The following is a 21,365-nucleotide window of genomic DNA, read 5'->3' on the forward strand; positions in this document are numbered from 1 at the left end:
TCTGAAATCCTGCGCGAACCCTTTTATCCAATCCCGCGTGAAGGTCTGGCAATGATAACGGTCGAGAACCTGCGGAAGACCTACGGCGACTTCCCCGCCGTCGTGGGCAGTGACTTCTCGGTCGAGTCTGGCGAGGTGTTCGGCATCGTCGGCCCCAACGGCGCGGGCAAGACGACGACGCTGAAGATGCTCGCCGGACTCGTCGAACCCACCTCCGGCACGGCGGAGGTCCTCGGATTCGACCCCGAAGACCCTGCGATGCGCCGGAAACTCGGCTTCCTCCCCGAGGAGTCACCGCTCTACGAAGATATGACACCCCGGTCGTATCTCCGATTCTTCGCAGACCTCTACGACGTCCCACGCGACGTCGCCGACGAGCGAACCGACGAAGTCCTCGACAGGTTGGACCTCGAATACCGCGACAGACGCATCGGCGACATGTCGAAGGGTATGAAGCGCAAGGTGGCAATCGCCCGGTCACTCGTCAACGACCCCGATTTGCTCATCTACGACGAACCCGCGAGTGGACTCGACCCCCTGACGACGAACGTCGTCCTCGAGTTCGTCCGTGAGCTCCGCGACGAAGGCAAGACCGTCGTCTTCAGCGCCCACAACCTGTTCCACGTCGAATCGGTCTGTGACCGCGTCGTCATCCTCAATCGCGGCGAGATAATCGCCCGTGGGACGGTCCCCGAGATTCGCGCAGAACACGGCGAGACGACGTATCACGTCTACACGACGGTCGAACTCTCGGCGACCGACGGCTTCCCAGCGACAGAACCCGAGGGTGACCGATTCGTCGCGGAAGTAGCCGACATGGCGACGGTCGAGGAGATTCGGGAGGCGGCCGAATCCGCCGGCGGGCGCGTGGCCGATATCCGAACCGACGAGGCGTCGCTCGAAGATATCTTCCTCCGTCTCGCTCGTGAGTCACCGACGACGAGCGCCGCAGAAGGGGGTCGCGGTCGGTCGTGACCGACCGTCCATCGCAGAGACAGGATTCGACAGCGAACGGTTCGACAGCGAACGATTCGACAGCGAACGGTTCGACAGCGAACGATTCGGCCGGTGGTCGAGTCAGTGGCCTCCGCACGCGTCTCGCCGCACACCTCCGTGCAATCGCCCGCATCGCTCAGTGGGAGGTGTCGCGCTCGGCCGGCACCGTCGACCGCAAGACCATCGCACTCGGACTGATTGGGGCACTCGTCGCCGTCGCTATCGCCGCGGGTGCCGTCGGAAGCGGCGTCGCTATCGACCAGGACCTCTACCGGGTCGGAATCGATTCGGACAGCGCGTACTACGACGCAGTCGAGCAGTCGTCGGTCCTCGAACCACGCCCACTCTCGGACCCGAACGTCGAAATCGTCGTGAGCAACACACACGTCTCGGTCAAAGAGACACAGACGAGTAGGGCGGCGTATCAGGCGTTCCGCGAGGCGGTCCAGTCGTACAACGAACGCCAGATGGCGCGCGAACCGAACCAATCTGCGGCGTTTCCAGTCGTCGTCGACCTCCAGTATCGCGAACGCGGCGCGTTAGTCCCACCCGGTAGCAGAGTCGACGGTGGGTCTGGTGACGGGACGGGTGTCGGCGGCGGGTCGGACGCTGTCGGCGGGTCCGGAGACTCGTCGGGCACGACAGGGACAGTTGGAACAGACTCGTCGTCCGGAGCGAGCGATGGAGACGGGTCAGTTGGGTCTGGAGCTGACTCGACCGCGGTCGCGTCCGCCGACGACAGCAGTCTCGGCGCGTCGTCGCTCGGCGGCATGGCGGGCATCTTCGGCGGCGACACCAGCGGGTCGCCCGCGAGTATCAGTCCGCCGTTTCCCTTCGCGTCGCTCGTCCTCGCCTTTGCCTTCCTCGTCCCGATGAACTTCGTGATTCAGGCGTACGGGTCGAGCATCCTCAACGAACGCGTGAACCGCCGCGGCGAACTCTTGCTCGTCGCACCCATCGCACCGGGCGACATCGTCGCCGGAAAGACCCTCCCGTACCTCGCTGGAATGGTCGGCATCACCGTCGTCATCGCGGCAGCTATCGGCGGCGGTCCCGTCTCCGTTGCGGCCGTCATCCCCATCGGGTTGCTGTTCCTCTCGTCGACGTTCGTCGGCGCGATGTTCGCGCGCTCGTTCAAGGAACTCACCTTCGTCACGGTCACCGTCTCCGTCTTCTTGACGACGTACACCTTCGTCCCGGCTATCTTCACGAACGTGACGCCCATCGCGCTCATCTCGCCGTTGACGCTCGTCGTTCGCGACTTGGGTGGCGACGCAATCCCACTCGGCGACTTCGCCTTCTCGGTCGGCCCCATCCTCGTCGCGGCACTCGTGTTGTTCCTCCTCGGAACCGGTGTCTACCGCGAAGAGGATATGTTCACCCAGCGGTCGGTCCCGCTGAAGTTCCTCGACGCGCTGGACAGTCGTATCTCCCGACCACGGTCGATTGCGACGCTCTCTGCGCTGTCGATTCCGTTCGTCTTCATCGCGGAACTGCTCGCAATCGCCGTCCTGTTCGTCCTCCCCGTGGACGTGACGGTTCCGCTCGTCCTCGTCGCCGTCGCAATCGTCGAAGAACTCGCCAAGAGCATGCACATCTACGCCGCCTTCGAGAAGGCGCGATTCGCCCGGACCGTTCGCGTGTCGCTCCTCCTCGGCGGCCTCTCCGGACTTGGCTTCTTCCTCGGCGAGAAGTTCACCGCTATCGTCCAACTCGTCGGACTCCCGTCGCTCACGCTTGGACAGGCGGCGTTCGCACCCTCTGGAATCGGTATCGCCACCGCCGCAGGACTGCTCGTCGCGCCACTCGTGCTCCACGCCGTGACGGCCAGCGTGACTGCACTCGGTGCGAGGCAGGGCAAATCGGCCTACGGGCTCGCACTCGTGGGTGCAATCGGCATTCACGTCGTCTACAACATGCAGGTGGTGAACGCCCTTGGGTAATCCACGACTCGCCATCGCGCGGCGCGAACTCGGGTCTCTCCGAAAGGAGAAGACCATCGTGCTGGCGTTGGCCATCCAACTGTTCGTCGCGGCCTTCTCGTCGTTCCTCGTCGTCGGCCTCGTCTCGCTGTACGACCCAGGTGCAGCGAGTTATCAGGTCGACGTGGCAGTCACCGGTGGCGACGAAGCGGTCACCGACCTGCTCACGGCAATCGACGGCGAATCAGGGCTGGCCGGTCGGACGTACCCATCGACAGACGCGGCGATGACGGCCTTCGAGGAGCGCCAGGTAGACGCGGTCGTCGAGGCATCGACAGGTTCCGAAGGTCGGATACACCTCGTCGCGGTCGCTCCAGACTCGGGCGTGGAGACGACGGCGGTGGTCGTCCGACTGCGCGACGCCCTTCGTGCGCTGGAACGCACCGAACGCGCTCAGCGAAGTGCGTCACTGACGACGAACCCACTGCCGCTTCCACCGGCGACAGAGGCGAGTCCCTACTTCAGTTTCACCTACACGGTGCTCGTCCCACTGCTGTTGTTCCTCCCCGTCTTCATCGCCGGGTCGCTAGTCGTGGACTCGCTGACCGAGGAAGTCGCTCGGGGGACGCTCGAACTCCTCCGCGTCGCGCCAGTGAGTTTCTCTGCCGTCGTCGACGGCAAGGTGCTCGCCGCAGGTGGCCTCGCCCCGATTCAGGCTATCGCGTGGATGTATCTCCTCAGACTCAACGGCACCGGTATCGAGAACGTCGCGTGGTTGTTCGGCATGGTCGCCGGCCTCGCAGCGGTGGTCGTCTCGCTCGGTGCGACAGTCTCGATTACGGCACCGGACCGCCGCATCGCCCAGTTACTCTACTCGATTGGCGTCCTCCTCGTCTTCGCAGGGACGTCGTTGCTCCCGCTCAATCCAACGAACACGGCGGCGAGGTTGGCGCTCGGAACCGCCGGACTCGACGCTCGTCTGGCAGTCGTCGGTCTCTGTGTCGTCGGTCTCGTCTCGCTGGTCGGTCTCCGACTCGTCGTCGACGGTGTCGACCCGAACGAACTCGACTGACGACCCCGGTTCGGCACCGGAAGGCGTACAAGTGCTGAGTTCGACGGGCGACACATGGGAATCGGAGGCACTGCGAAGAAGCTCCAGAAAGTCGCAGAGATGGCCGAAGACGTCTACAAGAAGCTCAACGAACTCCGCGGGCAAATCGTCGAAGTTCGCGAGACGGTCGACGAGACCAAGCAACGAGTGGACAAACTCGAAGCCGAAAACGCCGAACAGCGCGCGATTCTCGAAGCTCTCGCGGAAGAACAGGGCATCGACATCGACGCGACTATCGCGAACGTCCACATCGCCGAGGCCGAAACAGAAGCCGACTCGAGCACGGCCGGTGCCGACGAGACCACTGCCGACGATTCAGACGCCGTAGCCGACGATTCGGCACCCGACAAATAACGGGATTCTTTCTTTGCACCCCGCGGCGGGATGATAACGTTCAGTAACCGGCGCAACATTTGCCTGGGTATGACCACGCACCGCGAACCCCTCGACTCGGTGGTCGATACCGTGGGCGAGACCCCGCTGGTTCGGATTCACGCATCTCCTGACGAGGTTCCGGTCTACGCCAAACTCGAGTCGTTCAACCCCGGCGCGAGCGTCAAAGACCGCATCGGGAAGTACATGCTCGAACAGATGCTGGCGTCTGGCGACCTCCCCGAGGGTGGGACCGTCGTCGAACCGACCGCCGGAAACACCGGTATCGGCTTCGCGGTGGCGGCGAATCAACTCGGTATTCGCGCGGTGTTCGTCGTCCCCGAGCGATTCAGCGTCGAGAAACAGACGCTCATGCGAGCGCTCGGCGCCGACGTGGTCAACACGCCCACCGAAGACGGCATGGGTGGTGCCATCGACCGTGCCCACCAACTCGCGGACGAACTCGACGACGCCGTCGTCCCCCAGCAGTTCTCGAACCCGCTCAACCCCGAGGCACACTACGAGACGACGGCCCCCGAAGTGTACGACGCGCTCGACGACGAGGTTGGTGCGCTCGTCGCTGGGTGTGGGACGGCAGGAACCCTCATGGGACTGGCCCGCTACGGCCGTGAGAGACACCCCGATACGTTCGTGACGGCCGTCGAACCGGTGGGGTCGCTCTACGCACGACTCCACGGCCGGGACGTCGAAGAAGGAGCGTACAAGACGGAGGGCATCGGCACCCACGACCCCGCGACGAACGAGTTGTTCGACCCCGACGTAGTGAACGAAATCGTCCAAATCGGCGACCACGAGACGCACGCCGAGATGCAGCGACTCGCCGCAGAAGAGGGCCACCTCGTCGCGTCCAGTTCTGCGGCGAACGCACTCGCGGCGCTCGACGTCGCAGAACGCGCGGCCGCGGGCGAACTCGACCTCCCGTACGACTCGGTCGTGACTGTCTTCCCCGACTCTTCTGAGCGGTATCTCTCGAAAGGCGTCTACGGCGACTTCGAGTCGTGGGAAGGATAGCGTACTCAGTCTGTTCGACTCGTTCTCGAGCGGCCCCAGTCAGGCGACGAATCTGGCGTGTTCGACCTTGTAACACTTGTCCTGGACGTAGTCGAGACCGGCCTCTTCGGCACGCGCTGCCGCTTCGTCGTCACGAATCCCGAGTTGGAGCCAGACCGCTTTGACGTCGCCATGGTCGGCCGCACGGTCGATTGCGGCATCGACGACGGCACCTGCCTCTGCCGACGGCCGGAACACGTTGACGAGGTCGACAGCTTCGTCTACGTCTGCGAGTGAGTCGTACGCCTTCTCACCGAGTACCTCGTCGTGGAACGGGTTGACGGGCACGACTCGATAGCCGTGACGTTGCATGTACGCCGGAATCTCGTGGGCAGCCTTTCCTGGCGTCGCAGAACACCCGACGACGGCGATGGTTTGGTAGTCGAGCATGGCTCGCAGTCCGTCGGGACTCGTGATGGGCATACCGACACGAACGAGAGTTGTGGATAAAAATCTCGGCCGAGCGTGCGTGGTCAGCGCAGTCGCCGTGGCTGAGTCGGAATCGACAGTCGCCGTTCGAAGACGTCGGCCGTCGGGGTTCGTTCGTCAGTCGCTGGCGAGTCTGACGCTGGGGGCGGCGTCTTCGGAGGTGGTGATGATGCCGTCGAACAACTGTTTGATGGTGTTCATCGTCCGGTCGTCGTGGGCGTCGGCGTCGATGGTGAACAGTCCGAGTCCACCGACGCTCTGGATACGCCCGGTGAAGACGTGGAGGAACCGAAACACCGTCTGGAGGTCGGCGTACATCAGGAGCGTCGAAAGCGAGTGGAGCATGATGCGGTTCTGCTCTAAGCCTCGGTCCTGGTAGTACTCCTGGAGAACCTCGGAGAGTTTGATTCCGATGCCAGTCATATCGACCGGTGACGAGGTGTATTTGATTCGGTCGTCGTCCCGAACGTCGCCGACTCCCTGTTGCCTGGTGACGCAGTCGACGACAGAGACTGGGTTGTCTTCGATTTCGATGCGTTTGTTGATGTCTTTGAGGATGCGGTCTGCACCGTCTTTGGTCGTGACGACGATCGCACCTTCGCCGCGCTCGCTCCCCGCGGCGAGAATATCGAGTGCCAGCGAGCGCTTTCCGGTCAGTGGCGGTCCGCTGATAAGGAGGTTCGTCCCCGGTTCGACCTCGGTGTCGAGGTCGCCGCCAAGTTCATACATACGAGTACCTCAGGTCAGTGGCATCGACTCCGAGGAGTACTATCGCATGACGCTTCCGCTCGCCGGGGGTCATCAGATAGTACGACCATTCGGTGTGCCGGTAATATTCTTTTTGATTGGTGGGTGGAAACTTCCCCTACTCTCGATTCCGAACGGGCCAGTAGCGAGCGCGAGAGACGTCAGAAGGCGATGGTGAGCGACGTTGCACGGCCGACGATGAACGCGAACGCGGCCAAGAACATCCCCTGTTTGAGTCTCCGCTGTGCGGTCCCAGGATTCTCGAACGACTGGGCCGACGCCACGAGCATCACCCCGTCGGCGGGGACGACCAACCCGAGATACACGAGGCCGAACTCACCGCTGACGAACGGGACGGCACTCGCGGCGACGGCGACGACGAGGACGGCGACGCCGAGCCACAGCGACGGTCGTTCACCGACGACGATGGGGAGGGTTCGAAGTCCCTCCTCTCTGTCGCCAGCGATGTCTTCGACGTCTTTGACGATTTCACGGGTGAGCGTCGCCAACGCGGCGAGGACACACAGCACGAGCGCGCCGAGTGGTTCTCCGATTGCAGCTCCGCCGAAGAGGAACGTCGACCCCGTGAGTGCGGCGACGACGACGTTGCCCACGCCGGGGAGTCCCTTGAAGAACTCCGTGTACGCGAGGAGTGCGACGAGGTTGACCACGGCGATGGCGATGGCGACGAGTGGTAACGCGAGTGCCGACACGACAGCGCCGCCGAAGAGGGCGACGCTGAACCACTTCGCCTCCGAGGCGGTGACCGCACCACTCGGAATGGGGCGGTCGGGTCGGTTGATACGGTCGATTTCGCGGTCGAAATAGTCGTTGATAGCGTTCCCCGCACCCGTCGCGAACACTGTGGCGAGGACCGCCGCGACGACGGCGAGCGTGTCGCCGAACGTCGCACCAGCGACGAACGCACCCGTGAACGTGAGGACGCCGGCCGCGATTGCATTCCCCGGTCTGGTGAGTCCGACGAATCCGCGCGCCCGCACTCCGAGAGCCATACCGGGTAGTGTTCGGACACTCCGTATAAATCGCGCGGAGTCGGCCGTCGCGAATCAATTCATTTAAACATGACCGCGGCGCACGAAGGAATGTAGGGCGCTTAGCTCAGTCTGGACAGAGTGCTTGGCTTCGGACCAAGTTGCCGTGGGTTCAAATCCTGCAGCGCCCATCTTTCTGCGACGAACTTCGTGAGGAGCGAAAGATGTCGCGCGAAGGATTTGAATCAGGGAGCGACTGGAAAAAGCGACCGAGGTTCAAATCCTGCAGTGCTCGCTAGGTCCAGATAGACGCGAGCACAGCACGTGACCGCTCTACTTCGACAGCATCACACTCGCGGCTCGCTTGGCTTTGTACCAGTTTTTACCGACGGTCCAGCTCTGTTTCCGGGTCCCATCGTCGGGGTCCCAGTGATACAACCGAGTTTTGGAGTTCCACCAGTTGTGACTCTTTGCCTCGACTGCGGCGACCCACCGATGTTCGTCCTTCCGCACCTTTACGTACTCGAGAACGTCGATCGTCTCGTCGACCGGCGTCCACGGTGGTGACTCCCCGAGACCCTTCTGGACTCGACTGACAGCGTCGACCTCGGCGTTCCAAAACTCTGGACGGACTCTCCACACGTGCACGTTCCTCCACGCTCCCTGGTTGCTGTCCCAGGCTTCTCTCTCGAGTCGGACGCGTATCTCACCTGTCTCGAGGTACAGGTCTCGGACGACGCCCATCCACCAATTGTCTGATTTGTCGATGGTCTTCACGTCGAGGATTTCCCGGCCGTCTTTGGATACTGGTTTCTGCTTCATGTCGCATCTCAATCGAAGTCGGGGTTTTGATTAAAACAGCGTATTCCCCCGATAGAACGCCTCTACCGCAAATTCAGAAAATTAAATATTTTCAATATATTCATCCTGGTATTTTGGGCCCCCCAATTCGTGCGCGAATTCGCGCGTCGCGCACGAAACGCGCGCCCGAATGAAGGGGGTGTTCAGGAAGAACCACCAATATGCTGAACAGTCGGTGAAATCTACTGTCGAAATAGTATATAAAGGAACGTGAAAATCGCGGTCGGGCTAGCATATTCTCGATGCGTTTGCTCTGCATGACGGCGCAAGATGAGGTGGCGTTCGACCGCGACTGACACGCTGATGGCGACACGTCGAGCGGCGAGTTGTTCGGTGGCTCGCTGGTGAATCTTGAGCCTACGTTGGAGTACGATTCGGACGATGCAGGGCCGTGGACGTGGGACTTACCGGGTGATTTCGAACAGATAGTCCACCTCCCGAATCACACCACTCCCATTTCTCCACCCAACCACTCCACAACAACCTCTGCAACCCTACGATGCGCTTCGCCATAAGAAATCGAAGCAGGCGAATCCCCACGTTGCCCACGATACGAACCGAACTGCGTGTGGTTCATCCCCTGAATCTCGTGGAACGTCGCAGTCGGCGGAACCTTCGTCGTCGCGGCCTGGTAGTTTTCCCAGTCGAGAACCGTATCTGCACTCCCGGTGACGCTCAGCACAGCAACCGACTCCTCACTCAGGTCCACGTTGCAGTAGGACGCGAACAGGAGGAGGCCCTCGACCTCGTGTGAACTGGCGTACTGGCAGGCGGCGACACCACCGAGCGAGTGCCCGCCGACGAACCACGTCTGAATCGCGGGGTTCTGACGCTGAATCTTTGCAGCAGCATCAGTGTCGAGGAGGGCAGTGTTGAGTGGCATCTGCGGGATGAACACCGTGACGTTCGCCTGTTTGACCACCGGTGCGAAGGTACTGTAGTAGGCGTCCGGAGCGACACGACCACCCGGATAGAACACGAGTCCAACAGTCGAGTCGGCATTCGCCGGAGCGAGGACGTGCACGCCGTCTGTCTTCTCGACGGACACCTGTGGGTCGTCTACGACTTCTTGGACTGACGACGACGTTCCGTGATACGGCAGCGAAAAGTAGAGCACGACACCGCCGCTGAGAACGACGAAAACGACGAACACGACGACAGCCCCTCGCTTCCACCTGTTCATACTATCTGAGGAGACGTGTCACGTGTATAAACAGTAGCTGTTTGGAGAACTAGTCACGACCTCTCACTCGAGTTCCACTCCCGTCGAGCCCTCAAATTCCCCACTGCCATACGTATCGTACAACTCGACCATTCGGTCGAAGAACACGAACATGAACGCCATCGACACACCCATTCCGACCACTGTTCGGACTCGCTGGCGTTTCACGGCCGCTCGAATCGTATACAGGTTGACCACCCCACCGACGGCCGTGAGTCCGAAGGTTCCTTTCTCCGACAACACCCCTCGGTCGAACCACACCTGCTCACCGAGGACGACGCGCGTCGCCCACGCGTCGTCACTCTCTGGTGGTGAGACGCCAACGAGATTCAGCACTATCGAGAGGAGCGTCGCCACAGCAAGCGGTTTGCTTCGGCGGTAGATGGCCGCGATGAGGATGGGATACGTTGCGACGAACGCCCAAACACTCCGCGGGTTGGCGTGTGGACTCCAGAACACGCTCTCGACCAACTCACCAACAGCCCCCCTGTGTTGGGTTTCGCTCTCGGCCGTCATCGTGGGAGAGATAGGTGCGGAAGGCGAATAAAGACGGCTGGAAGGGTGGTGAGTAGTCGGCGGTGAGCCTACTCGGCCAACATCTGCTGCAAGTCACTCTGCGGGTCACCGGTCGCCCGAAGGCCGAACTCCTCGCTGATGACGTCCGCGAGCGCCGGCGTCAGGAACTCGGGCATCGTCGGTCCGAGATAGATGTCTTCGACGCCGAGCGAGAACAGTCCCAGCAGGATGGCGACGGCCTTCTGTTCGAACCACGAGAGGACGATCGAGAGCGGTAAGTCGTTGACGCCGCAGTCGAACGCCTCCGCGAGTGCAGTCGCAATCTTCACCGTCGAGATGGAGTTGTTACACTGACCGAGGTCGATGTACCGCGGGATGTCGGTGCCGGGGACCGTTCCGTAGTCGATGTCGTTGAAGCGGAACTTACCACACGAGGTGGTCATGATGACGCAGTCTTCGGGAACCGACTGCGCGAGCTCGCGGAAGTAGTCACGGCCGGGCGTCGGGGCGTCACACCCAGCGATGACGAAGAAGTGCCGAATATCGCCGTTTTCGACGGCCTCGACGATTTTCGGGGCGATGTCGAGGACGGTCTGGTGGTGGAAGCCAGTCGAGAGCGTTTCGTTCGAGTGCCAGAACGCAGGTTCCGTCTGCTTGGCTTTCTCGATGACCGGCGTGAAGTCACCATCGTCGATGGTCGGAACGCCTTCCAATCCAGCGACGTTCGTCGTGAAGACCCGGTCGTGGTAACTGTCTCGAGTCGGTTGGACACAGTTCGAGGTACCGACGAAGACGCCGGGGAACTCTTCGAGTAAGGTCCGCTGGTCGTGCCACGCGCCGCCGACGTTCCCCTTCAGGTGGTCGTAGGAGTTGAGTTCGGGATAGCCGTGGGCGGGGAGCATCTCCGAGTGAGTGTAGACGTTCACACCCTCGCCTTCACTCTGTTCGAGAAGTCGCTTGAGCGCGTGCAGGTCGTGGCCCGTGACGAGGATGCTCTGTCCCTCGACGCGGTTCTGTGGGACTTCGACAGGTTCGGGGACACCCAGTTCGTCGATGTGTGCTTCGTCCAGAAGTTCCATCACGCGAACCGTCGCTTCGCCAACCTCCAGTGCGACGTCCAGATGGTCTTCGACGTCGAAGTTGACGTTCGTGAGCGTCGAGTACAGTGCTCGGTGGACCGTCGCGTCCACCTGCTCGTCGACGTACCCCATCTCACGCGCTTCTGTCGCGTACGCCGAGATCCCTTTGAGGCCGTACAAGATGAGTTCCTGTAACCCGTTGAGGTCTTCGTCCTTCCCACAGACGCCGCGGACCGTACACCCACCTTCGGGCGTTTGCTGACACTGATTACAGAGCATAGATGCAGATGTCCAGAGAATAACTGTAAGTACGGACGACGGTTCTCGGCCCGTAGAGATTTGGCTGAACCATTATACGATAGCGACGAACTTACGAGCCGTTTTCCGCCGCTGCGGCCTCACTCACGTCGCTTCGCCCACGTCGACGGAATATCGCTCCCTCCCTCGACCGACAACCGGCCTTCGAACTTCGCAAACGTCGGATTCTGCACGAATCGACCACCCAACACCGTCTCTCCGAGACCGAACTTGCTCGACTCGGAGAGCAGACTCGCAGGCACGTGCGAGAAGATATTCGCGAGGTGAGAGAGGTCTGAACTGGAGTTCATCCGCATCAACAGGAGGTTTTCACACTGCGAGAGGACGTTCTCGTGAATCTTGGCGGGGCGTTGGGTGGACAACAGCAGGTAGAGTCCGAACTTTCGGCCCTCTGCTGCGATGCGAACTGCAGTCTCGGTCGAAATCGCTTGCAAGTCGTCGGCTGGGTTCTGGGGACAGATGTTGTGTGCCTCGTCGACGACGACGAGTGTGGGGCGGCGTCGACTCCGTTCGCGCCACAGATGCGTCAAGACGGAGTTGACGACGACCATCTGTTCGGCCTGTGACCCAATCGTCCCGATATCGACGACGAGACAGCGCCAATCGGTGTTCGCCACGGTGTCGATGAGCGACTGCTCTCCCGGCGAACACCACACATCCCAGTCGGCCAACCCCAAATTTTCGATTCGGAGGCCGAGTTGGCGGGCCTCTTCGGTGAAGTTGTGGGCGACTGCCTCTCGAACTTCGTCCCACGAATACTCCTGTTGTCCGAGTTCGTCGAGAATGTGCCAGAACGTATTGAACTCCGCCGAGTCTTCGAGTGGGTCGAGCCGAAGCACGGTGGCCTGTTCGGGCCGACTGAGGTCGCCGAAGCGAACTCGAAGAACGTCGTCGTCGGCAGTGGCAACCGTCTGGGGACGGAAGACACGCAACGCTGTCGTCGCGTCTGCATAGCGCTCGGCCACCTGCTCGTACGCTGCAGGTGAAAGCGCGTCAGAACGGAAGCGGTTCACCTCGTCTCGTGGGCGCAGTTGGTCGAGACTGACGAAGTCAGAGTTCGGGTCGATGACGATGATTCGAAGGTCGGTCTCGAGCAGTAACTGTTCGAGGACGATACCGAGAGAGAACGTCTTTCCAGAGCCAGATTGTCCACAGAGGAAGCTATGTCGATTGAACCCGCCTGCATCGAGTCGGACGGTTGCGTCGCCATCGACGTACAACGCCTGTCCAATCGGCAGTTTCGCTCGATTCCCAGCCCCTGCGAGGTAGCGACTCACCACGTCGGCGTCGGCCCGAGTGAACGATGCGTTTTGAAACGTATCGGCGTCTGACGTTGCAGTCATCTCGTCTGCACCCACCTTTCTGAGGACGACACCACTGCCGACCAAGAGTGACACCCGAAGGCGGTCTGTGACGCCTGACAGACCGATTCCCTCGGGGAACAGTTCTTCTTGGTCGAGGTCGAACTCGACACCCAGTTCTGCACCTTCGCGCTCGACGACGTCCTTCGTGATAACCTGGCCGAGATACTCGACACCCGCGTCCGTCTGAATCTCGATATAACAGCCGACCGGTAAGGAAAGCGACAGTGGTGCTTCGAAGTTGAACGTCCGCCCATCGATGGAGTACGCTTCCTGCGGGACGTTACGCCCTGCTTGTTCTCGGAGGTAGTCGTGAAGCGCGCGGAGGTTACCACGGAGTTCTGCAATCTTCTGTTCGTTCAATCGATTTCTGTCGTCGGGTTCGTAACTCTCCATTGGCCTTCCTCCCCGCAGACTGCCGACTGGTGTCGATATCGACGTGGGACACGTATTCGAAGGCAGGGACAGACTTTGTTAAGCAGTCGAAACGGGCGAACAGCCACGTTCACGAGAACGTAATCACCGAGGGTGGCCGCGCCGTCGGGTCACACTCGTCACAGAAAGAACCAGATTTTGTTGCAGTTCTCGTGAGGGGAAGTCTCTTATACCCTCCAGTGAAGCCGAGAGTAGAGATGAAGCGTTGTTCGCATCCCGGTTGTTCGTGGCGATCGATTGCCCCTTCAGAGGATGCCGCATTGGCGCAGTTTGCCGAACACCTCGTCGAGTCCCACTCGAAGACGGTCGACGTCGACATTCCGGAGGGGATGGTCCAAATCAAACTCCACGAGGAAGGAGAGTGGGTCACGACGACGTTCGAAGAGGCCCGAAAACTTCACGACCGGTCCCACGACGACTGAAAGACTCGGGAATCGACAGGTCGAACATCGAGACGGTCACGTCCGTCACGACAGTTTCTGTTAAAATAGAATTTACCAGGTAGCTCCGTTCTGCCGACCGGCTAACTACGTCTCTAACTATTATCCCGGCGTCTGTTTGTCTCCATGGAGGTCCACAACAATGGTAAAAGAAATCGTCTGCCGAGACGCGGGCTACGACTGTGACTTCGAGATTCGCTCCGAGAGCGAAGACGAGATGATTCGGTACGTCAAAGAACACGTACAAAATGTCCACGGTGTCGGCATGTCGAGCGACGACATCCGTGGCGCGATGAAGACCGTCTGAGTCTGCGACGGTCACTAACCCGTCTTCGACAGACCACAATCGCGTGGCCTGTGTCGATACAGGTCTCGACACTCGATTTTTCACGATATGGGTGCCCACGAGAGCACGATTACTCCCACCGGACGACCCACGTCGACGATATCTCACTGACACCACCGACCGACGACCGGCCTTCGAACGTCGAAGACACCGGGGAGACTCAGCGGTGTATACGGCGCGTAAGTGTGAAAACGAACAGCGCAACGAGGAAGGCACCGATAAACCCCTCGAATGCACTGAGGACTTCTCCGATTAGCGTCAGATCACCAGGCGGTTGTCCGAGTAAGAACGTGACGTAACTCTGGAGACTGAGTGTGAGGATTTCCCACACTGACGCCGGAGATTCGCCTGTCCGTGGAGTCAGCGTGAGTGCGTACAAGGGTGTGAACGCTGCGATGACTCCGATTGAAGCATATATCACACGGTCGGGTTTCTCACCGTATCCCGTGAGCCCCCCGAGAACGCAACTCCGCCCCCATTTTGTCACGTCGATGATTCGGTTGGTGATGGAGCGACCGTCGTTGTTCAGTGCCCTGTCGAAGTGTGCCCGTCTTCGATTGACCATCTCTCGATAGAAGAACAAACCCGCGGCGGTGTTGTCACCTGCTCGTTCAGCACCGGTCTTTGCATAAAGATAGGTCGTCCAGAGGTCGTCTATCGACGGGTCCCGTCTCGATATCTGCGGAACGACTGCCGCTGCGTCGTCTGAGAGTGTGTGAATGACGTATCCTGCCGAGGCTAAATCGAGGTCGTCACTCGCACTGAAGTCGAATCCGTCGAACCGGGTCCGGAAAAACCGAATGTACTCGAAGAGCGACCCGTCGGGTGTCCCCGAGAATACGACGTCACCAACAGTTGCGAACGCGAGGTCGTAGACGATTGTTCCTGTCGGTGGCTGTCGAAGAACGCCATCAGTGACCGTACTTCTCACGAGACTGAGGTACGCTGGGTCGGTTCGGTCGCTCGTCGCAGCAGGCTCTACGACGAGCGTCGAAATCTGGGCACCATCGAAGAAGAGTGGTGATTCGATTCGTACTCGTTCCGCCTCAACATGCTGCGAAACCGAACAGTTATCCAGTCGGACCGTCCCACGTAGTGTGGCACCTGAGAGGACAATCGACCGATCGACCCTCCCTTCGGTGAGTGAGAACGGCGCTGTGATGACAGCGTCGCTGAGATTGAACTGACGGCTGAACTCGGTCTCGGCGAACGTCGTGTCGTCGTGGAACTGGGCGTTCACGAAATCGGCGTCGTCACCGAAGTTCGAGAGGTCGAAAATCGTCGGCCCTTCGAAGACGGCGTTGTTGAACTGCCCCCACCCGTCGAACGAGACCGCTCGAAACTTGGCCCGGTCTCTGAAGTGCACGTCACGAGCAGAGATCATGTCTTGAAACGTCGTCCACTCGAAGTTCGCATCGTCGTGGAACGTCGCCCACCGAAATCCAGCCCAATCGCGGAACCGTGCTCCTGTAAAGTTCACGGGGGTACCGAACGTTGCGCCACTGAACCCGACACTGTATCGAAAGATTGTCCGACGGAATATCACTTCCCGAGACGAGTCGTCGTTGCTCTCGCGTTCTGTATCAAACTGCTCTCCGAACGTTGCACTCGAAAACCGGATTCGTTGTTCGAATTCGGCATGCTCGCAATCGACACGCCCGAACCTCGCGTGGCGACAATCGATGTAGCCTCGTTGTGTCCCACCGACGGTCGTCGCACGAAGATCGAACTCGTCGAACGTGGCGTCGATGAACTGCCGGTGTCGCCGTCGCTCGTCGGGAGTCTCTAGTCGATTGGCCTGTTCGACTGCATCGAGAAACGCCTGTGTGATGTCGACACCGGCAGGGCGGTCGCTGGGTGAGAGGTGAAACACGCACTTGTCTTTCTCGTCGACAGTCTCGTGCGGACAGGTCCACACACCGTCCTCGACACCGATGTCGTCTGGCCCAAGGAGCCAACTTGCCCTTGCTTTGTTCCTGTCGACGTCGACCTCGTCGTACTCTGGAACCTGAAACGTGTGTGTGCACTTCGTAGTCCGTCGACTCGTCCCCATTCTTCAATGAATTTACTAGTATTCTAATATATGTACTGGCGCCGGAAAAATACTCGTCTGTACCGACGTCGGGCACGCACGACGGTGACCCCGTACCGCGGAACCACACGGACGTCGTGTCGCTACTCGTCTCGGTGTTCGATACCCTGCTTGGAGACGTTCGAACGCGTGACGTAGTCGTCCATCCACTCGGGGTCGTCGTCGGTTTTCTCTTCGGTCCAGGCCCACCCTTCGTAGACGTGAATCTTGTCGGTACCTCGCTCGCGGAGTTTGAGGGTCGCGTGGCCGTCGACTTCGTCTCGGCTCGGTGCCGGGTGGAGTCGTCGGGCGGCTTTCAGCGCTGCTTGCCGCGGATACGTGCCACTGAAGACGCTCGTCTCTTCACCGTCGTCCTCCACGAGGACGAAATTTCGCTTGCCATCATCTCGTACCATGGTCCTTCGTACCACGCGCTCCAAATTAGTAGTTCGTATCGCAACACATTCTGTCGTCGGTGAGTAGAACCGCCGTGAATCGAACCCCGAACCCGAACCGTGTTGTCGCCGGTTCAGTGGGTTACAACAGGGACTCGAGTCGCTGTCGATGGAACGACACGGCGCGAGTGCCCGTTCGTTCTGGGTATCCAGGCCGAGTCACCTCGCCGTTCGAATCGACTGCAGACCGAACGACCGCAGCAATTCGGTGTATCGGTTCGACCGGCGGATATGGACGGACGGTTTCGTAGCCATCGCGGAACGCCTGACGGAGTAGTGTTCCGTCGGAGACGTACCAGTCTGCGACGAGGTGTTCGACCTTTGCCACACCGAGACCTGGTACGGCGGCAAGCGGCTGTCCCCAGTCCAACACCGCAGAGACACTGCCGTCGTCGACCAGCGCATTTCCAGGTCTGAGGTCCCACGGGTACAGCGTCGAGAGGGGGTTCTCGGGGAATGTCGCGTCTTCGACGGCCGCTACGAGCGAGTCTCGAAGCGAGTCGAACGCTGCCGGAAGTGCGTCGATACCGTCGTGGACGTACGACGAAAACCATCGTGGCCAGTCTCGCGTTTCGTCGGCGCGAAACTCGACGCGAGTGCCGACTGGGTTCGCGGTCACTGCGCCGTACCCTTCGAGCGTGAACGCGCCGTGGAGTTCTGCGAGTCCTCGACCGAACGTGTGGGCAATCTCCCGCTGGGTTGCGTCGTCGAGTTCGACGAACTGCTCGTGGAGTTCGCTCCCCGCTGCACGCTCGACGACTGCGTAGCCTCTGTCGGCTATCGTCCCCGTGGTGACGACGGTCGGGACTGGAATGGTCGTCCGGTCACCGACCGCTCGTGCGAGCGCGGTTTCGAGGTGGAGTGCGTCGGCGTCGGTCGCGAGTTGGACGACGACGGCGTGGCCATCGACGAACTCGACTATCACGGTGTGTTTGTGGTTCCCCTTGCGTGCCGGCGTCACCGAGGCGACGTGCCGGTTGGGGAACTCCCGTGTCAACACGGCCGCAACGTAGTCCATTTGGCGTCAGTAGGTGCGAGAGAAAGAAAGACACGTCGGAACGTCGTGCCGAACGCCGTGAAACGACTCACGGAGCGTCGAGGATATCGCCGAGGATGTCGCCGAACTCGTGGAGCGACGAGAGGACGTACTCTGGCGAGTACGCTTCGTCGTCGAAGTCGCGTTCGACGTCGCCCGGACACCACGCCGCGTCGAGTCCCGCCCGCTGTGCCCCGACGACGTCGAACTCGAGTGAGTTTCCGACGTGGACACTGTTGGTGGCGTCTGCTTCGAGACGAGTGAGCGCCCGGTCGAAGGGGTCGGGATGTGGTTTCCGTCGTGGCATATCGCCGGCGAAGACGACGACGTCGAACGCGTCTCCGATGTCGAGTGCGTCGAGTTTGACGGCCTGTCGGTGCTCCGGTCCGTTGGTGACGAGTCCGACGTGTGCATGTGCTTGCGCGGTTTCGAGGGCCGCAACTGCGCCCGGAAGGAACGAGACTGCGGTGTGGTCGACCGTCTCCATGAATCCGTGGGCCAGTGCGTGTGCGTCCACGCTCCGGCCGTACTGCGCGGCGACGCGCTCGAATCCCGAGGCGAGTTGTGTTTCAGGGTCGGTGGGTGACGGTGGTTCGTCGAGCACGCTCCAGAGGTCGGCAGGGTCTCCGAACCGGTCGATACTGGCAGTCGAAAACGCCCCAGCGTAGATGTCTTCGCCGGTCTGGTCGTTCTGGATGAGCGTCCCGTCGAGGTCGAACAGAATCGCGTCGAAGGTTGCCACTCCGGAACTAGGACAGACGCGAATAAAACGTTCGTCCCCAGAAACCGTGAACCGTCACGAGGCGGTCGCTTCTGCTGCCTACGTCGTCACGTCGCCGTCTAACTCGTGGTACTCCCAGACGTGGTCTTTCAGTTCTTCTTCTGTGTCGAAGTGGTCGTCACACAGGTCACACGTGAACTCGGATGCGTCGCTATCGCGTGCACTCATGTGATATAATTGACGTCCAACTCGTATAACAGTACGTCTCGAACTGCCCCGTGAGGAGGCTTTAGAAGCCCTTGCCGAGCAGTTCGCGAGCGATGATGGTCTTTTGAATCTCCGTCGTTCCCTCGTAGATTTGGGTAATCTTCGAGTCACGGTAGAGACGCTCGACGGCGTGGTCGTTGACGAACCCGGCTCCACCGTGAATCTGGACGGCTTCGTCGGCGACGTCGGTCGCGACGTCGGAGGCGAACTCCTTTGCCATCGACGCGAGCGCGGTCAGTTGCCCTTCGTCGTTGTCCACACTCCAGGCGGACTTGTACGTCAGTTGGCGGGCCGCTTCGGTCTTGGTGTGCATCTCGGCGAGTTTGTGCTGAATCGCCTGGAAGTCGCTGATGGAGCGACCGAACTGCTCGCGTTCTTTCGCGTATTCGAGTGCCTGTTCGCTGGCACCTTTCGCGATACCGACACCCTGTGCGGCGACGGCGGTCCGCGTCTCGTCGAAGAACTGCATGAGCTGGAGGAAGCCCATGCCGCGAGTGCCGACGAGGTTCTCCTCGGGGACGCGAACGTCGTCGAGGATGAGTTCGGCGGTGTCGCTGGCGCGGATACCCATCTTGCCCGTAATCTTGTCTGCCTCGAAGCCGTCTCGGTCGGATTCGACGATAATCTGAGAGAACCCGGAGTAGCGGTCGTCCACGTCGGGGTCGGTCTGGCACATGACGACGAAGTAGTCGCCGACGCTCCCGTTCGTAATCCACATCTTGTTCCCGTTGAGGACCCACTCGTCACCGTCTTTCTCGGCGCGGGTCTTCACGGAGGTGACGTCGGAACCGGCCTGGGGTTCACTGATGGCGGCACCCATGACGGACTCGCCTTCGACGATTGGCGGGAGGTAGCGTTCTTTCTGTTCTTCGGTCCCGAAGTTGATGATGGCTTCAGCGCCAAATCCGGCACTCGTGATACAGAGGCCGATACCGGGGTCTACTGCGAACAGTTCCTCGGTGACGATGGCGTTTTCGAGCGATGAGTAGCCGACACCGCCGTATTCGATTGGGAAGTGTGCCCCGGTCAGGCCCATGTCGGCCGCCTTCTGGACGACTTCGTAGGGGTACTTCTCTTCGACGTCGTACTCGTTGGCGACGGGGGCGATTTCGTTCTCCGCAAACCGGCGAACCTCGTCTCGGATGGCTCGCTGTTCCTCGGTGAGTTTGAAGTCCATGATTGATAGACACAAACGCGCCCAATAATGTTTGTCACACTCGGAACAACGGAGAACTAGTTAAAACTAAACACAGTTTTAAAGTGTACTCGTCGTTCGGTGCTCTCTGCCCCGAAATCGGCGTGTTACGGGAGCGGCGTCACTCGAACAGCGCTGCTTCAAGCGCCGGTCTCGCCGTCGTCATCGTCGTCCGTCTCCGAGACGAGTTCGACGACGTTCTCCCGACCCAATCGAAGTTTCTCGACCGTTCCGTCGTCTTCCATCCGTGAGAGGACGCGCGACACCTTCGACTTCGACCAGTCGAGTTCCGCCACCACGTCTTTTTGTCGAACTCGGCCGCCGGCCTCTCGAAGGAGGGTCCGTACACGGTCCTCGTCGGTGACGATCGTCCCTGTACCGACTGTCGTGCTCTCGTCTCCGTCCTCCGTCTCGTCGTGCGGTTTACTGCTATTTCTTGGTGTGTTCGCCGGTCGCGTCGCTCCGGGGTCGGGGTTCGCCGACTCGTCCGCGCTCTCTCCGTCACCGGGGTGATGGCCATCGGATGAGTCGTCGCTCTCGACGGGTCCGCTCGACTGTTGCCACCATGCACCGGCCGCCACGAGGGCGACGAGAAACACGATACCCAATGGGCCAGCAACGGACTCGATTCCCGAGTCGGTCGACGACGGCGTCGTCTTCACACTCGGCTCTTCGACCGGTTTGGGTTCGAAGGTCACACTCGGCTCCCCGTCAGCGAACGATTCGGGGCCGTCCCACGTGAGGACGTTCTCGCTTTCCTCGACTGTGCTGGGAGATGCAGACGCGACTCGGTAGCCAGCAGGGGCGACCAGTTCGAGTGAGTCGTTCTCCGCGATGAACAGGCCGCTCTCGAAGACGTCGCCGACGACGAGACGCCCGTCTCGTTCGACTGCGAAGTTGGTCCAGCGGAATCGGTAGGTGACCACGCCCCACTGCCGCGGAACCGATTGGAGACTCGTCGAAGCCTCGAACCCTGTGGCGTTCATCTCACGGCCCGTCGCTTGGCCTGCCGCGTCGACGGTCCCGTTGAGACGGTCTGAAAATGGTCCGAGATAGGCGTCGGTGTCGTTTTCGAACTGTCGTTGAAACGCGCGATATTCGGCCTCGTCGTCGCTCGTTCGCAAGCGCGTTCGAATCTGTAACTCCCACGTCGCCGTGGTGTTTTCGTGAACTTCGATTCGGAGGACCGTCGTATCGACATCTGGTTGCGTCTGTGCCCGAACTGGCTCTGAGAGTGCGAGGCTCCCGCCGACGAGGCTCAGAACCAATATGAGGGCGACCACGAACTGCGCGTACGACTGGGCCATCTCGCTGGTTGCGGGTACCCCCGACACCTAGATAAATGACGTGGACCGTTTCTCGGTTCTGAGAGCTCCTCCCTCACGACCCAGTCAGCAGTGCT

22 protein-coding genes and 1 tRNA gene are annotated in these 21,365 nt (G+C 60.7%); 8 read left to right on the forward strand and 15 right to left on the reverse strand.

Annotation, left to right across the window (positions count from 1 at the left end; translation table 11 throughout):
• Nucleotides 1-51: 51 nt before the first annotated feature.
• The 5 genes from GJR99_RS01935 (at nt 52) to GJR99_RS01955 (ending at nt 5,433) form a co-directional block, all read left to right on the forward strand.
• Nucleotides 52-975: an ABC transporter ATP-binding protein gene (locus GJR99_RS01935; protein WP_151108993.1), complete on the forward strand. Its 924-nt coding sequence runs from the start codon at nt 52-54 to the stop codon at nt 973-975.
• Between the two features lie 143 nt (nt 976-1,118).
• Nucleotides 1,119-2,939 (forward strand): ABC transporter permease family protein, encoded by a 1,821-nt coding sequence (locus GJR99_RS01940; RefSeq protein WP_151113802.1) that lies wholly within the window; start codon nt 1,119-1,121, stop codon nt 2,937-2,939.
• A complete protein-coding gene (locus tag GJR99_RS01945; RefSeq protein WP_151108994.1) occupies nt 2,932-3,990 on the forward strand; it encodes an ABC transporter permease in 1,059 nt (352 codons plus the stop codon). The genes GJR99_RS01940 and GJR99_RS01945 overlap by 8 nt, the downstream gene beginning before the upstream one ends.
• Nucleotides 3,991-4,044: 54 nt before the next feature.
• The gene (locus GJR99_RS01950; RefSeq protein WP_151108995.1) at nt 4,045-4,383 is read left to right on the forward strand and encodes a DUF5798 family protein; all 339 of its coding nucleotides are present in this window, start codon (nt 4,045-4,047) and stop codon (nt 4,381-4,383) included.
• 69 nt (nt 4,384-4,452) lie between these two features.
• Nucleotides 4,453-5,433: a PLP-dependent cysteine synthase family protein gene (locus tag GJR99_RS01955; protein ID WP_151108996.1), complete on the forward strand. Its 981-nt coding sequence runs from the start codon at nt 4,453-4,455 to the stop codon at nt 5,431-5,433.
• A 39-nt stretch (nt 5,434-5,472) separates the two neighbouring features.
• Here the strand turns inward: GJR99_RS01955 and GJR99_RS01960 are convergent, their stop codons facing one another.
• From GJR99_RS01960 to GJR99_RS01970, 3 genes are all read right to left on the reverse strand, one after another.
• Complete coding sequence (locus tag GJR99_RS01960) at nt 5,473-5,895, reverse strand: CoA-binding protein (protein ID WP_151108997.1); 423 nt, start codon at nt 5,893-5,895, stop codon at nt 5,473-5,475.
• 123 nt (nt 5,896-6,018) lie between these two features.
• Entirely contained in the window at nt 6,019-6,630 is a 612-nt protein-coding gene (locus GJR99_RS01965) for an RAD55 family ATPase (protein WP_151108998.1), read from the reverse strand.
• A 179-nt stretch (nt 6,631-6,809) separates the two neighbouring features.
• Complete coding sequence (locus GJR99_RS01970) at nt 6,810-7,661, reverse strand: geranylgeranylglycerol-phosphate geranylgeranyltransferase (protein ID WP_151108999.1); 852 nt, start codon at nt 7,659-7,661, stop codon at nt 6,810-6,812.
• Between the two features lie 95 nt (nt 7,662-7,756).
• Here GJR99_RS01970 and GJR99_RS01975 point away from each other — a divergent pair.
• Nucleotides 7,757-7,831 (forward strand) — tRNA-Arg (locus GJR99_RS01975).
• A gap of 142 nt (nt 7,832-7,973) precedes the next feature.
• Here GJR99_RS01975 and GJR99_RS01980 read toward each other — a convergent pair.
• The 5 genes from GJR99_RS01980 to GJR99_RS02000 form a co-directional block, all read right to left on the reverse strand.
• Nucleotides 7,974-8,462, reverse strand: coding sequence for a hypothetical protein (locus tag GJR99_RS01980; protein ID WP_151109000.1), 489 nt, complete (start codon nt 8,460-8,462; stop codon nt 7,974-7,976).
• Between the two features lie 481 nt (nt 8,463-8,943).
• Nucleotides 8,944-9,684, reverse strand: a complete 741-nt coding sequence (locus GJR99_RS01985; RefSeq protein ID WP_151109001.1) for an alpha/beta hydrolase — start codon at nt 9,682-9,684, stop codon at nt 8,944-8,946.
• 63 nt (nt 9,685-9,747) lie between these two features.
• Complete coding sequence (locus GJR99_RS01990; protein WP_151109002.1) at nt 9,748-10,239, reverse strand: DUF6653 family protein; 492 nt, start codon at nt 10,237-10,239, stop codon at nt 9,748-9,750.
• A 68-nt stretch (nt 10,240-10,307) separates the two neighbouring features.
• Nucleotides 10,308-11,597: a hydroxylamine reductase gene (gene hcp / locus GJR99_RS01995; RefSeq protein ID WP_151109003.1), complete on the reverse strand. Its 1,290-nt coding sequence runs from the start codon at nt 11,595-11,597 to the stop codon at nt 10,308-10,310.
• A 119-nt stretch (nt 11,598-11,716) separates the two neighbouring features.
• Nucleotides 11,717-13,393: an ATP-binding protein gene (locus tag GJR99_RS02000; RefSeq protein WP_151109004.1), complete on the reverse strand. Its 1,677-nt coding sequence runs from the start codon at nt 13,391-13,393 to the stop codon at nt 11,717-11,719.
• Nucleotides 13,394-13,629: 236 nt separating this feature from the next.
• Between GJR99_RS02000 and GJR99_RS02005 the strand changes: the two genes are divergently transcribed.
• Nucleotides 13,630-13,854 (forward strand): DUF1059 domain-containing protein, encoded by a 225-nt coding sequence (locus GJR99_RS02005; RefSeq protein ID WP_151109005.1) that lies wholly within the window; start codon nt 13,630-13,632, stop codon nt 13,852-13,854.
• Nucleotides 13,855-14,014: 160 nt separating this feature from the next.
• A complete protein-coding gene (locus GJR99_RS02010) occupies nt 14,015-14,179 on the forward strand; it encodes a DUF1059 domain-containing protein (protein ID WP_151109006.1) in 165 nt (54 codons plus the stop codon).
• Between the two features lie 199 nt (nt 14,180-14,378).
• Here the strand turns inward: GJR99_RS02010 and GJR99_RS02015 are convergent, their stop codons facing one another.
• The 7 genes from GJR99_RS02015 to GJR99_RS02040 form a co-directional block, all read right to left on the reverse strand.
• Nucleotides 14,379-16,271 carry a pentapeptide repeat-containing protein gene (locus GJR99_RS02015; protein WP_151109007.1) on the reverse strand — a complete coding sequence of 631 codons (1,893 nt, stop codon included), beginning with the start codon at nt 16,269-16,271 and terminating at the stop codon, nt 14,379-14,381.
• Nucleotides 16,272-16,393: 122 nt separating this feature from the next.
• The gene (locus tag GJR99_RS02020; protein WP_151109008.1) at nt 16,394-16,705 is read right to left on the reverse strand and encodes a non-histone chromosomal MC1 family protein; all 312 of its coding nucleotides are present in this window, start codon (nt 16,703-16,705) and stop codon (nt 16,394-16,396) included.
• Between the two features lie 121 nt (nt 16,706-16,826).
• On the reverse strand, nt 16,827-17,762 hold the full coding sequence (locus GJR99_RS02025; RefSeq protein ID WP_151109009.1) for a phosphotransferase family protein: 936 nt from the start codon (nt 17,760-17,762) through the stop codon (nt 16,827-16,829).
• Between the two features lie 67 nt (nt 17,763-17,829).
• Nucleotides 17,830-18,522 (reverse strand): HAD family hydrolase, encoded by a 693-nt coding sequence (locus GJR99_RS02030; RefSeq protein WP_151109010.1) that lies wholly within the window; start codon nt 18,520-18,522, stop codon nt 17,830-17,832.
• Nucleotides 18,523-18,600: 78 nt separating this feature from the next.
• The gene (locus GJR99_RS17685; RefSeq protein ID WP_255518291.1) at nt 18,601-18,729 is read right to left on the reverse strand and encodes a hypothetical protein; all 129 of its coding nucleotides are present in this window, start codon (nt 18,727-18,729) and stop codon (nt 18,601-18,603) included.
• A gap of 61 nt (nt 18,730-18,790) precedes the next feature.
• Entirely contained in the window at nt 18,791-19,945 is a 1,155-nt protein-coding gene (locus tag GJR99_RS02035; protein ID WP_151109011.1) for an acyl-CoA dehydrogenase family protein, read from the reverse strand.
• Between the two features lie 158 nt (nt 19,946-20,103).
• Entirely contained in the window at nt 20,104-21,270 is a 1,167-nt protein-coding gene (locus GJR99_RS02040) for a helix-turn-helix transcriptional regulator (RefSeq protein WP_151109012.1), read from the reverse strand.
• Nucleotides 21,271-21,365: the final 95 nt, after the last annotated feature.

The organism is Haloferax marinum, assembly GCF_009674625.1.
Lineage (GTDB): Archaea > Halobacteriota > Halobacteria > Halobacteriales > Haloferacaceae > Haloferax > Haloferax marinum.

Bases quoted from the DNA above. Each gene is read 5' to 3' on its own strand.
- GJR99_RS01970 (WP_151108999.1), bottom strand. From the start codon at position 7,661: ATGGCTCTCGGAGTGCGGGCGCGCGGATTCGTCGGACTCACCAGACCG.
- hcp (WP_151109003.1), bottom strand. From the start codon at position 11,597: ATGCTCTGTAATCAGTGTCAGCAAACGCCCGAAGGTGGGTGTACGGTC.
- GJR99_RS01960 (WP_151108997.1), bottom strand. From the start codon at position 5,895: ATGCCCATCACGAGTCCCGACGGACTGCGAGCCATGCTCGACTACCAA.
- GJR99_RS02010 (WP_151109006.1), top strand. From the start codon at position 14,015: ATGGTAAAAGAAATCGTCTGCCGAGACGCGGGCTACGACTGTGACTTC.
- GJR99_RS02005 (WP_151109005.1), top strand. From the start codon at position 13,630: ATGAAGCGTTGTTCGCATCCCGGTTGTTCGTGGCGATCGATTGCCCCT.
- GJR99_RS02020 (WP_151109008.1), bottom strand. From the start codon at position 16,705: ATGGTACGAGATGATGGCAAGCGAAATTTCGTCCTCGTGGAGGACGAC.
- GJR99_RS01950 (WP_151108995.1), top strand. From the start codon at position 4,045: ATGGGAATCGGAGGCACTGCGAAGAAGCTCCAGAAAGTCGCAGAGATG.
- GJR99_RS01980 (WP_151109000.1), bottom strand. From the start codon at position 8,462: ATGAAGCAGAAACCAGTATCCAAAGACGGCCGGGAAATCCTCGACGTG.
- GJR99_RS01990 (WP_151109002.1), bottom strand. From the start codon at position 10,239: ATGACGGCCGAGAGCGAAACCCAACACAGGGGGGCTGTTGGTGAGTTG.
- GJR99_RS02040 (WP_151109012.1), bottom strand. From the start codon at position 21,270: ATGGCCCAGTCGTACGCGCAGTTCGTGGTCGCCCTCATATTGGTTCTG.
- GJR99_RS01965 (WP_151108998.1), bottom strand. From the start codon at position 6,630: ATGTATGAACTTGGCGGCGACCTCGACACCGAGGTCGAACCGGGGACG.
- GJR99_RS02025 (WP_151109009.1), bottom strand. From the start codon at position 17,762: ATGGACTACGTTGCGGCCGTGTTGACACGGGAGTTCCCCAACCGGCAC.
- GJR99_RS02035 (WP_151109011.1), bottom strand. From the start codon at position 19,945: ATGGACTTCAAACTCACCGAGGAACAGCGAGCCATCCGAGACGAGGTT.
- GJR99_RS17685 (WP_255518291.1), bottom strand. From the start codon at position 18,729: ATGAGTGCACGCGATAGCGACGCATCCGAGTTCACGTGTGACCTGTGT.
- GJR99_RS01935 (WP_151108993.1), top strand. From the start codon at position 52: ATGATAACGGTCGAGAACCTGCGGAAGACCTACGGCGACTTCCCCGCC.
- GJR99_RS01955 (WP_151108996.1), top strand. From the start codon at position 4,453: ATGACCACGCACCGCGAACCCCTCGACTCGGTGGTCGATACCGTGGGC.
- GJR99_RS02000 (WP_151109004.1), bottom strand. From the start codon at position 13,393: ATGGAGAGTTACGAACCCGACGACAGAAATCGATTGAACGAACAGAAG.
- GJR99_RS02015 (WP_151109007.1), bottom strand. From the start codon at position 16,271: ATGGGGACGAGTCGACGGACTACGAAGTGCACACACACGTTTCAGGTT.
- GJR99_RS01985 (WP_151109001.1), bottom strand. From the start codon at position 9,684: ATGAACAGGTGGAAGCGAGGGGCTGTCGTCGTGTTCGTCGTTTTCGTC.